Origin of the sequence: Streptomyces sp. NBC_00210, from assembly GCF_045160975.1 — a bacterium.
In the GTDB taxonomy this organism is placed as follows: Bacteria; Actinomycetota; Actinomycetes; order Streptomycetales; family Streptomycetaceae; genus Streptomyces.
The window spans coordinates 7,641,741-7,653,035 of the sequence record NZ_CP108120.1; the positions used below are offsets into that span (position 1 = coordinate 7,641,741).

Here is an 11,295-nt window from a genome sequence, read left to right on the forward strand (position 1 = left end):
GTTTCTCCCGGCGGAAGTTACGCAGCCGTAGGTTTTCGGCGTTGGGCAGATCGTGCCCCATGTGCGGCGTGCTGGCCAGCCCTGGTGCCTGCGGCGGGCGAGATTCTTGTCACGTCTCTCTTTTCACATCATGGCCAGCTTTTCACATCATGGCCGGACAGTGGGTTCAGGGTCGGACCGCGGTTGCCCGGCGCAGCAGCACATACATCTCGCACCCCAGGCAGTACCCGAAAACGGCGTTGAGGAACGCGGCGGCCAGCGCGCATCCGGTGGCGGCGAGCCCGAGCCACTCGGGGCCCCAGAAGTAGCCGACCAGGCCGAGCACGGCGAAGGCCAGCCCCACGCCCTGCGCGAACCGCGGCGGCGCGGGCGACTCGAGCTCCGTCGGAGCTCCGAGCCGCGGCCGCACCGCGGTACGGAAGAGCCATCCGTAGGGAGAGCGCTGCACGCCGAACACCGCCCCCGCGGCGAAGGCGAGCGCCTGCCAGGCGAGCAGGATGCCGCTGCCCGAGACGAGAACCGCGGCGAGTACGACTGTGGTGACGGCGGCCCCGAAACGCGGCCCCCTGACGTCGATGTCCATGCCTGACAGCATCCCGCAGCCGGTCCGCGGGGCGGGCGCGGGAATCTTTGCGGTCTTGTGAACGCTGGACCCTTGGATGACTGGACTCGTGGTGTGTGCGGTGGTGCTCGCGGCGGCGAGCGTCCTTGGGCTGTGGCAGCGGCGGAGCGGTGGGAGGCTGAAGGTGCGCGGTCGGGACGCGGAGGTACGGCTCGGCGCGGCCGAGTTGGGCGCGGAGCTGGGACAGCGGGCGACGCTCGTGCAGTTCTCCAGTGCCTTCTGCCAGCCGTGCCGGGCCACCCGGCGCACCCTCGCCGACATTGCGCGCATGGTGGACGGAGTCAGCCATGTCGAGATCGACGCGGAGGAGCGGCTCGCTCTGGTGCGGGAGCTCGGCATTCTCAAGACGCCCACCGTTCTGGTGCTCGACGCGGGCGGCAGGATCGTCACCCGGGCCTCCGGGCAGCCCCGCAAGGCGGATGTGATCGCCGCGCTGGGACAGGCAGTGTGACGTCCCGTGACACGTGTCGCACATTGTGGAACGCACTTGACTGCACGCGCCATGCATCGTCACGCTGACGCTGTGCCTTCAGAACTCCTTCTCCATGGGCGGGCCCACGTCGACCTCGTGCGGACCGCGAGCGCGCGCTGTCCGGCTGTCTGAGACAGCCCGGCCGCCCCGCTCGCACCCCTGCAGAAGGACAACTCCATGACGGCTTCACCCGAACTCGCCACCACTCAGTCGGCCTCTCCCGAGCTGCTCCGCTCCGTCTTCCGGCAGCATGCCGCGGGCGTCGCGGTGATCACCGCCCAGGGTGAGAAGCCCGTCGGGTTCACCGCCACCTCGCTCAACTCGGTTGCCGCCGAGCCCCCGTTGATCTCATTCGGAGTGGGTGCTTCCTCCTCCAGCTGGCCGGTCATCGCCGGGGCCGGGCACATCGGCGTACACATACTCGGCGAGCATCAGCAGGACCTGGCCGCCACCTTCGCGCGCAGCGGCGCCGACCGCTTCGCACTGCCGACTTCCTGGCGCAGCGGTCCCGAGGGCGTGCCGCTGCTCGACGGCGTACTGGCCTGGCTGGTGTGCCGGATCATCGACCGGGTGCCGGCCGGGGACCACCGCATCGTCATCGCCGAGGCCGTCGTCGGCGACCCCGCGGGCGCCGGTCGTCCGCTGCTCTACCACCAGGGACGCTTCAACGCGCTGAGGGACTGAGAGTTCCCGGAAGGCCGCGGTTACACAGCGTTGGCAAGGTCACAGTGCAAAGCGCTTGCTTAGCGGGAATTTAGCGGGTGTACTGGCCGTACTGGCGAGTAATATTTCGTTCGGGGCGCGGCCTGCCTCGACCGGGATCCGCCCCATCAGACGCCTATGCTGCGTGCACAAGGCAGCCCAGTAGAGACGATGCAGTAGGAGAGCCGGCGTGAGCTTGAGGATCGTTGTCTGTGTGAAGTACGTGCCCGACGCCACCGGCGACCGGCACTTCGCCGATGACCTGACCGTCGACCGCGACGACGTCGACGGCCTGCTGTCGGAGCTGGATGAGTACGCGGTCGAGCAGGCGCTGCAGATCGCCGACGAGGCGGACGACGCTGAGATCACCGTGCTCACCGTCGGCCCCGAGGACGCCAAGGACGCGCTGCGCAAGGCGCTGTCCATGGGCGCAGACAAGGCCGTTCACGTCGAGGACGACGATCTGCACGGCACCGATGTCATGGGCACTTCGCTGGTGCTCGCCAAGGCGATCGAGAAGACCGGCTACGACCTGGTCATCTGCGGTATGGCGTCGACCGACGGCACCATGGCTGTGCTGCCGGCGATCCTCGCGGAGCGCCTGGGCGTCCCGCAGGTCACGCTGCTCTCCGAGGTCTCGGTCGAGGACGGCACCGTGAAGGGCCGCCGTGACGGCGACACCGCCAGCGAGCAGCTGGAGGCGTCCCTGCCGGCCGTCGTGTCCGTGACGGACCAGTCGGGCGAGGCCCGTTACCCGTCCTTCAAGGGCATCATGGCTGCCAAGAAGAAGCCGGTCGAGTCGCTGGACCTGGAGGACCTCGAGATCGACGCCGACGAGGTCGGCCTCGAGGGCGCGTGGACCGCGGTGGACTCGGCGGCCCAGCGTCCGGCCCGCAGTGCCGGCACGATCGTCAAGGACGAGGGCGAGGGCGGCAAGCAGCTCGCAGAGTTCCTCGCGAGCCAGAAGTTCATCTGAGCTTCGGCCATATCCCCAACCGCCCCCAGATACTTCGCATTCGCAGGAGAGCAATCCCATGGCTGAAGTTCTCGTCTACGTCGACCACGTGGACGGCGCCGTCCGCAAGCCCACCCTGGAGCTGCTGACCCTGGCCCGCCGCATCGGTGAGCCGGTCGCTGTCGCCCTCGGCTCCGGTGCCGAGGCCACCGCCCCCGCGCTCGCCGAGCACGGCGCGGTCAAGGTCCTGACCGCCGACGCCCCGGAGTTCGCCGACTACCTCGTCGTACCGAAGGTGGACGCGCTGCAGGCCGCGTACGAGGCCGTCTCGCCGGCCGCCGTGCTCGTCCCGTCCTCCGCCGAGGGCAAGGAGATCGCGGCCCGCCTCGCGGTCCGTATCGGCTCCGGCATCATCACCGACGCCGTCGACCTCGAGGCCGGCGACGAGGGCCCGGTGGCCACGCAGTCCGCGTTCGCCGCCTCGTTCACCACCAAGTCCCGTGTCTCCAAGGGCACTCCGGTCATCACGGTCAAGCCGAACTCGGCCGCCGTCGAGGCCGCTCCGGCCGCGGGTGCCGTCGAGGCGCTCGCCGTCTCCTTCTCCGAGAAGGCCACCGGCACCAAGGTCGTCTCGCGCACCCCGCGCGAGTCCACCGGCCGCCCCGAGCTGACCGAGGCCGCGATCGTGGTCTCCGGCGGCCGTGGCGTCAACGGCGCCGAGAACTTCCACATCATCGAGGCGCTGGCCGACTCGCTGGGCGCCGCTGTCGGCGCCTCGCGTGCCGCGGTGGACGCCGGCTGGTACCCGCACTCCAACCAGGTCGGCCAGACCGGCAAGTCGGTCTCCCCGCAGCTGTACGTCGCGTCCGGCATCTCCGGCGCGATCCAGCACCGGGCCGGCATGCAGACCTCGAAGACCATCGTGGCCATCAACAAGGACGCCGAGGCCCCGATCTTCGACCTGGTCGACTACGGCGTGGTCGGCGACCTGTTCCAGGTCGTCCCGCAGCTGACCGAAGAGGTGCAGTCCCGCAAGGGCTGACCTGCGGAAGTCTTGTCGGCCCGGGGCCGTGCGGTGATCTTCACCGCACGGCCCCGCGTCGTTTGGGGCTCGAGGAACAACAACGGACCTCGGGGAACAACGGATCAGCCATTGGCGTCAAGCAGCGATCTTGGTGCCTGAAGCCGGTCAGGTGTCATCGCTTCGCGCCGCCGCAAGGTCGTGGCCGCGGTCGTCGCCGGCGTCGTGCAGGAACCGCTGCGGTGACCGGCCCGGCAGCAAGACTCCACCCGAGGGTCGGGCCCGGATTCGAGGGATCATTGACGCAGGTCGCGGCCGCACATTAACTTCGCCATACGGATTATTGATTCCGTGCAGCGGAAAGCTTGAGAGTGTGGAGGGTGCAGGATGGGTCAGCAGGAGAAGGTGGCAACGAGCCTCGCCGGCGCAGTCAGCGAGGGCATCAGCGCCTCCCTCGCGCCGGTGGACGCGGAGCTCGCCCGCCGTTACCCGGGCGACCCCGGCACCCGCCAGCCCGTCCACACCGTCTATGTACCGGGCGACGTCTTCGCCGCCGGCACGATCCGCTCCTGGGGCGACCGGGCGCTGGCCGCGCTGGGCGAGCACGCCCCCGACGCCGCCTCCCTCGCCGCCGTACTCGGTCTCTCCGACGAGCTCGCGGCCCCGGTGTACGACCGCGTACGGGCCAAGCTGGAGCGCGAGCCCATCGAGGATCTGCGCGTCGACTTCGAGGACGGCTACGGCGGCCGCACCGACGCGGACGAGGACGCGCACGCGGCCCGCGCCGCCCGGCTGATCACCGATGCCTACGCCAAGGGCACGGCGGCTCCGTACATGGGTATCCGCATGAAGTGCATGGAGGCCGCGGTACGCGACCGCGGTATCCGCACGCTCGACATCTTCCTCACCGGCCTGATGGAGGGCGGCGGACTGCCCGGCGGACTGGTCCTGACGCTGCCGAAGGTGACGTACGCCGAGCAGGTCACCGCGATGGTCCGGCTCGTCGAGGAGTTCGAGAAGGCGCGCGGTCTGGCGCCCGGCCGGATCGGCTTCGAGATCCAGATCGAGACCAGCCAGTCCATCCTCGCTGCCGACGGCACCGCCACGGTGGCCCGGATGATCGGCGCCGCCGAGGGCCGGGCCACCGGACTGCACTACGGCACCTTCGACTACAGCGCCTGCCTCGGCGTCTCCGCCGCCTACCAGGCCAGCGACCACCCGGCCGCCGACCACGCCAAGGCGATCATGCAGGTCGCGGCCGCGGGCACCGGCGTACGCGTGTCCGACGGTTCCACCAACGTCCTCCCGGTCGGTACGACGGAGAAGGTCCACGACGCCTGGCGGCTGCACTACGGCCTCACCCGCCGCGCCCTGGCCCGCGCCTACTACCAGGGCTGGGACATGCACCCGGGTCATCTGCCGACCCGCTACGCCGCCGTGTTCGCCTTCTACCGCGAGGGCTTCGAGCAGGCCGCCGCGCGCCTCGCCGCGTACGCCAACCACGCGGGCGGGGACGTCATGGACGAGCCCGCCACCGCCAAGGCACTCAGCGGCTATCTGCTGCGCGGCATCGACTGCGGCGCCCTCGACACCGCCGAGGTGGCCCGCCTCACCGGGCTCAGCCGCGCCGATCTGGACGGCTTCGCCGCGCCGCGTCGCGGGGACCTCACCGCGACAGCCAAGTAGCCACAGCCAAGTAACAGTTGGCGGCCGTGTCATTGCTGCCCCTTTAGTCTGTACGCGACCACAGTCGCAACAAGGATCGGGGTAGCGGTGGCATCGGGGGAGAACGAGCGGCTCGCCGGCCGCTACCGGGTGATCGAGCAGCTGGGCCGCGGGGGCATGGGCGTCGTCTGGCGCGCCTTCGACGAGGTGCTCGGCCGCGAGGTCGCCGTCAAGGAACTGCGTACCTACACCGATTCGTCCGGTCCGGAGCTCGCCGACCTCAGGGTGCGGATGCAGCGCGAGGCCCGCGCCGCCGCGCGCGTACGCCATCCCGCCGTCATCGCCGTCCATGACGTCACCGAGCACGAGGGCCGTCCGGTCATCGTGATGGAGCTCATCGACGGCCCCTCGCTGGACGGTGTGCTGGGCGAGCGGGGCGTCATCGACGAACGTGAGGCCGCCGCGATCGGGGCCCGCCTGATGGAGGCCCTGGGCGCCGCCCACCGCGCCGGCGTCCTGCACCGTGACGTCAAGCCCGGCAATGTGCTGCTGGACCGCGGGGGCCGGGTCGTTCTCACCGACTTCGGCATCGCGGCGATGGACGACCCGGACGACGGCTCCACCACGCATCTGACGCGCAGCGGCGAACTGGTCGGCTCGCTGGACTACTTGGCGCCCGAGCGCGCCCAGGGCCAGGAGCCCGGACCCGCATCCGACATCTGGGCGCTGGGCGCCACGCTGTACGCCGCGGTCGAGGGCGCGGCTCCGTTCCGGCGCACCTCCACCTGGTCGACGCTGAACGCGATCGTCGTGGAGCCGCTGCCCGAGCCGGGGCGGGCAGGCGCCCTCGGTCCCGTATTGCAGCAGTTGATGCACAAGGACCCGGCGCGGCGCCCCGACGCGGACACCGCGGCGCGGCTGCTCGCGGCCGTGGCGGCGGGGCAGGACACCGGGACCTCGACCGTGTCGCTGGGAACCGTGCGGCCCGCGCCGCCCGCGCCGGACCCGGCGACCCGGGTACCGACGGTGCTCAATGCGACGCCGCACCGGCCCGAAGGCTTCGGCCCGGCTGTGCCGGGGACGCCGGTGCCGCCCGCATCCGCATCCGCATCCGCATCCGCATCCGCATCCGCATCCGTTCCGGAGCCGGCGTCGGGCGGTCGCGGCCGCGCGCGGATGCTGGTTGCGGCCGGAGTCGTCGCCGTCCTGCTGGCCGGAGGAGGCGTGACATACGCCCTCGTCGACCGGGGCGGATCCGACAACACGGAGCTCGCGAGCGGCGGCGCCCAACGTCCTGCGTCGAGTTCGAGTGCGCCCGCCGAGCCGGGCGCGATCCCTTCCAGCGGGAAGAAGAGCCCCAGTACCAAGCCAACGGAGAAGGGCTCCGGCGCGTCGCCGTCGCAGTCCGCCAAGCCGCCCGCGTCCGGCACGGGTTCCGGCGGGTCGGACTCCGGCGGTTCAACGGGCGGCAGCGCGGCCAGTGGCGGATCCTCGGGCACGACCGGCGGCGGGTCGACCGGTGGCTCCGGCACCTCGGGCGGCGCCGGCACCTCCACGGGCGGCGGTTCGACGACCGGAGGAGGATCCGACCCGGCCCCGGCGCCCGTCTGCCACGCGATCGGCGGCGGCAAGTACAACTGCGAGGTCTGGCGCACCGCGAAGTCGTACACCGCCTCCGGCACCGAGAAGGGCGTGCTGAACGCGGGCACCAACTACTTCTACTGCCAGCAGAACCTCGGCCGCCGCGAGACGTACGACAAGTGGACCAACGTGTGGTGGGCCAGGACCGACGACGACAGCGGCAACACCAACGTCTTCGTGAGCGACGTCTACATCAAGGGCGGCGACAACGACCAGCCGGTGCCGGGTCTGCCGGTCTGCTGACGGCCCGGGTGGCCCGGCCACGCACATCTGCCGCGTTGTCGACGCGAGCCCTAGAGGTCCGCCGGCGGCGGGATCTCGCCCGAGCCGCGCGGGATCAGCACCGTCTCCAGCGCCACCTGCGCGGGCTCGTCGTCCGCGCCGTCAAGACGGCGGAACAGCCGGTCCGCGGCAGTGCGCCCGAGGGTCGCGGCGTCCTGGGCTATGACCGTGATGCCCAGCAGATCGGCGAGTTCGATGTCGTCGAACCCGACCAGGGCGACCGGGCGCTCGTGCTCCGCCAGGACGCGTACGGCCGTCACCGTCACTCGGTTGTTGCCCGCGAACACCGCGGTGACCGGCTCGGGCCCCGTCACCATCTCGCTGACGGCGGCCCGCACCCGCTCCGGCACGGTCGAGCCCAGCGACACCCACGACTCGTCCACATCGAGGCCGGCGTCCTCCATCGCCGCGCGATAGCCGCGCAGCCGCTCGACGGCGGTGTGGATCCGCGGCTGGTCGCCGATGAAGCCGATACGACGGTGGCCGTGCGCGATCAGATGGGCCACGCCCGCCCGCGCGCCGCCGAAACTGTCGGACAGCACCACATCGGCGTCGATCTGCCCGGGAGGGCGGTCCACGAACACCGTCGCGATGCCCGCCTTGATCTCCGGCTCCAGATAGCGGTGGTCGTGACCCGCCGGGATCACGATCAGCCCGTCGACCCGGCGGGCGCACAGCGCGAGTACCAGCTCCTGCTCGCGGTCGGGGTCCTCGGCGCTGGAACCGTTGATCAGCAGTGCGCCGTGGGCACGGGCGACCTCCTCGACGGCGCGGCTCAGCGGACCGTAGAAGGGGTCGGCGAGATCTTCGAGGACCAGGCCGATGGAGGCGGTGCGGCCCTTGCGCAGCACCCGGGCGCTGTCGTTGCGGCGAAAGCCCAGGGATTCGATGGCCTCCTGCACCCGGCGCTCGGTGTCGGGGGTGACACCGGGCTCGCCGTTGACCACTCGGGAGACCGTTTTGAGGCCGACTCCGGCCCGCGCTGCGACGTCTTTCATGGTGGGCCGATTGCCGTAGCGGGGCTCGGGACCTCGGGGGCGCCCGTGCGATGCCAGGTGATGGTCGGTCTCGGCCACAGTGCGCTGTCCTGTCGTCGTCGGAGTGTGCAAGGGTGTGGCGTCGAGCATAGGCCCTGGACAACGTTGTCAGGGGAATGGAGACTGTTACCGAAGCCGCAGGTCCGACAGCTCCCATGGGGGATCCCACACCAATGCATACCGACCTAGTCGCCGCGCTTGACATCGGCGGCACCAAGATCGCCGGCGCGTTGGTGGACCGCAGCGGCAGAATTCTTGTGCGGGCTCAGTGTCCGACACCTGCCCAGGAGGACGGCGAGACCGTGATGCGCGCCGTGGAGTCGGTTCTTGCCGAGCTGGCCCTCTCCCCGCTCTGGGCGCGCGCCGGCGCCGTCGGCATCGGCAGCGCCGGCCCGGTCGATGCCTCCGCCGGTACCGTCAGCCCGGTCAACGTCCCGGGCTGGCGCGGCTTTCCGCTGGTGTCGCGGGTGCGCCGGGCGGCCGGCGGGCTGCCCGTCGAACTGGTCGGCGACGGTGTCGCGATGACGGCGGCCGAGCACTGGCAGGGCGCGGCCCGAGGCTATGACAACGCCCTGTGCATGGTGGTCTCCACGGGTGTCGGCGGCGGTCTGGTCCTCGGCGGCAAGCTCCACCCGGGGCCGACCGGCAACGCCGGGCACATCGGCCACATCAGCGTCGACCTGGACGGGGATCTGTGCCCCTGCGGGGCCCGCGGCTGTGTCGAGCGCATCGCCAGCGGCCCGAACATCGCACGCCGGGCGCTGGAGGGTGGCTGGCGGCCCGGCCCGGACGGCGACACCTCGGCGGCCGCGGTGGCCGCCGCCGCCGAGGCCGGGGACCCGGTCGCGGTCGCTTCCTTCGAGCGGGCGGCCCAGGCGCTCGCCGCGGGGATCGCCGCCACCGCGACCCTGGTCGAGATCGAGATCGCCGTGATCGGCGGGGGAGTCGCGGGCGCGGGCGAGGTGCTGTTCGCGCCGCTGCGCCGCTCCCTGCGGGACTACGCCACGCTCTCCTTCGTACAGCGGCTGACCGTCGCACCGGCCATGACGGGCACGGACGCGGGGCTGGTGGGTGCGGCGGCCGCCGCCTCGCTCGGCAGGCAGGGCGAGGCGGCAGCCGTGGTGAGCAGCAGGACCTGAGACCGGAACCGATGCGGGCTGTCAGCAGCCGATCCTGAGATCGGCCCGGTCGGCCCGGTCGGATCGACGCGGCCCCCTGCCGTCGGTGCCCACCAGACGTGACGCCCAGGCCTGCCGCGCCGAGCAGCGCGGCGGCCAGCGCTCCGACGACGCCAGTGCGGGCACTGCGGCTGGGGAGGTGGCGCAGTGGAATGTTCCTCCCTAATCGCGCCCATTTGTGATGGTGTAAAAAACCTATCGGTCGCGAGCGTTTACGGTAGGCCCTGTTGAAGTCTGTTGGAATCGATGGGGTAACAGTTGTTCGATGTCTTGCCAAAACCCTTGACGGTGCCCCATTGGGGGAGTGAGATCCAATCCTCGCGTTGAGTTATGTTGGGTTTCACCCCGGAGGAGGGGACATGGCGCAGTCATCGTTCAACGGTTCTGTAGCGCCCGGGAGCGTCGCAGGACATCGGATGTCCCGGCGGAATCTGCTGCGCGGTGCGGCGGCGGGTGCGGGTGCCATCGCGCTGCCCTCGCTGCTCGCCGCATGCGGCAGTGGACCCGGCGGTGACGGCAAGACCATCCACCTGGGGTCCAACTCCTCCGACCCGGTGCCCAAGAAGGCCTTCGCCGACGCCTTCGCCGCGTACGAGGCACAGTCGAAGGACGGGCGGAAGATCAAGGTCAACACCGTTGACCACAACACCTTCCAGGAGAACATCAACCGGTATCTGCAGGGCAAGCCGGACGATGTCTTCATGTGGTTCGCGGGCTACCGCATGCAGTTCTTCGCCAAGAAGGGGCTGCTGCACGACATCAGCGACACCTGGGCCGGCTACAAGGGCTTCTCGGCAGCGCTGAAGGCCCAGTCGACCGGCGAGGACGGCAAGCAGTACTTCACGCCGTACTACTACTACCCGTGGGCCGTCTTCCACCGGAAGAGCGTCTTCGAGCAGCACGGCTACACGGCCCCCAAGACCCTCGACGAGTACATAGCCCTCGCGAAGCAGATGCAGAAGGACAAGCTCGTCCCGATCGCGTTCTGCGACAAGGACGGCTGGCCCGCGATGGGCACGTTCGACTACATCAACATGCGCACCAACGGATACGAGTTCCACAAGAACCTGATGGCGGGCAAGGAGGCGTGGACCGACAAGCGCGTCAAGGACGTCTTCGACACCTGGCGCAGCCTCCTTCCGTACTGCCAGCCCGGGGCCAATGGCCGCACCTGGCAGGAGGCGGCCACCAGCCTGCAGAAGAAGGAGGCGGGCATGGCGGTGTTCGGACTCCCGCACACCGGCGCCCAGTTCCCCAAGGGCGAGCAGTCCGACATCGACTTCTTCCCGTTCCCGGTCATCAACCCGGAACACGCTCAGGACGCTGTCGAGGCGCCCATCGACGGGTTCCTGCTCGCCAAGAAGTCCAAGAACCTCAAGAACCAGAAGAACCTTCAGAGCGCCAAGGACCTGCTGAAGTGGCTGGCCACCGGCAAGGCGGAGGACATCTACCTCGCAAGTGACCCCAACAACGTCGCAGTGAGCGAGGCGGCCGACATCTCGAAGTACTCCCCGCTGCAGAAGAAGGCCGTCGAACTCGTCTCCGGCGCCAAGCAGATCTCGCAGTTCCTGGACCGCGACACGCGGCCCGACTTCGCGTCGACCGTGATGATTCCGGCCATCCAGACCTTTATCAACAAGCCGAAGGACGTGGATGGCCTGGTCAACAGCATCGAGAGGCAGAAGAAGACCATCTTCGCCGCCGAAGACTGAACCGGCCA

At 70.2% G+C, this 11,295-nt stretch carries 10 protein-coding genes; 8 read left to right on the forward strand and 2 right to left on the reverse strand.

What is annotated here, in order from left to right:
* Positions 1-166: 166 nt before the first annotated feature.
* Positions 167-583, reverse strand: coding sequence for a DUF4395 domain-containing protein (locus OG729_RS34625; protein WP_360883750.1), 417 nt, complete (start codon positions 581-583; stop codon positions 167-169).
* 76 nt (positions 584-659) lie between these two features.
* Between OG729_RS34625 and OG729_RS34630 the strand changes: the two genes are divergently transcribed.
* The 6 genes from OG729_RS34630 to OG729_RS34655 all read left to right on the forward strand — a co-directional run bounded on the left by OG729_RS34630 (position 660) and on the right by OG729_RS34655 (position 7,321).
* Positions 660-1,073 (forward strand): thioredoxin family protein, encoded by a 414-nt coding sequence (locus tag OG729_RS34630; RefSeq protein WP_360883747.1) that lies wholly within the window; start codon positions 660-662, stop codon positions 1,071-1,073.
* A 198-nt stretch (positions 1,074-1,271) separates the two neighbouring features.
* On the forward strand, positions 1,272-1,778 hold the full coding sequence (locus tag OG729_RS34635; protein WP_405809881.1) for a flavin reductase family protein: 507 nt from the start codon (positions 1,272-1,274) through the stop codon (positions 1,776-1,778).
* A 208-nt stretch (positions 1,779-1,986) separates the two neighbouring features.
* On the forward strand, positions 1,987-2,772 hold the full coding sequence (locus tag OG729_RS34640) for an electron transfer flavoprotein subunit beta/FixA family protein (protein WP_360883741.1): 786 nt from the start codon (positions 1,987-1,989) through the stop codon (positions 2,770-2,772).
* Between the two features lie 58 nt (positions 2,773-2,830).
* Positions 2,831-3,793, forward strand: coding sequence for an electron transfer flavoprotein subunit alpha/FixB family protein (locus OG729_RS34645; protein WP_360883738.1), 963 nt, complete (start codon positions 2,831-2,833; stop codon positions 3,791-3,793).
* 366 nt (positions 3,794-4,159) lie between these two features.
* On the forward strand, positions 4,160-5,458 hold the full coding sequence (locus OG729_RS34650) for a DUF6986 family protein (RefSeq protein WP_405809884.1): 1,299 nt from the start codon (positions 4,160-4,162) through the stop codon (positions 5,456-5,458).
* A gap of 87 nt (positions 5,459-5,545) precedes the next feature.
* Positions 5,546-7,321, forward strand: coding sequence for a serine/threonine-protein kinase (locus OG729_RS34655; protein WP_405809886.1), 1,776 nt, complete (start codon positions 5,546-5,548; stop codon positions 7,319-7,321).
* 50 nt (positions 7,322-7,371) lie between these two features.
* Here OG729_RS34655 and OG729_RS34660 read toward each other — a convergent pair whose 3' ends face one another.
* The gene (locus tag OG729_RS34660; RefSeq protein WP_360883724.1) at positions 7,372-8,358 is read right to left on the reverse strand and encodes a LacI family DNA-binding transcriptional regulator; all 987 of its coding nucleotides are present in this window, start codon (positions 8,356-8,358) and stop codon (positions 7,372-7,374) included.
* 212 nt (positions 8,359-8,570) lie between these two features.
* Between OG729_RS34660 and OG729_RS34665 the strand changes: the two genes are divergently transcribed.
* Both OG729_RS34665 and OG729_RS34670 read left to right on the forward strand, forming a co-directional pair.
* On the forward strand, positions 8,571-9,536 hold the full coding sequence (locus OG729_RS34665) for an ROK family protein (RefSeq protein ID WP_405809887.1): 966 nt from the start codon (positions 8,571-8,573) through the stop codon (positions 9,534-9,536).
* Between the two features lie 455 nt (positions 9,537-9,991).
* The gene (locus tag OG729_RS34670; RefSeq protein ID WP_405811383.1) at positions 9,992-11,287 is read left to right on the forward strand and encodes an ABC transporter substrate-binding protein; all 1,296 of its coding nucleotides are present in this window, start codon (positions 9,992-9,994) and stop codon (positions 11,285-11,287) included.
* Positions 11,288-11,295: the final 8 nt, after the last annotated feature.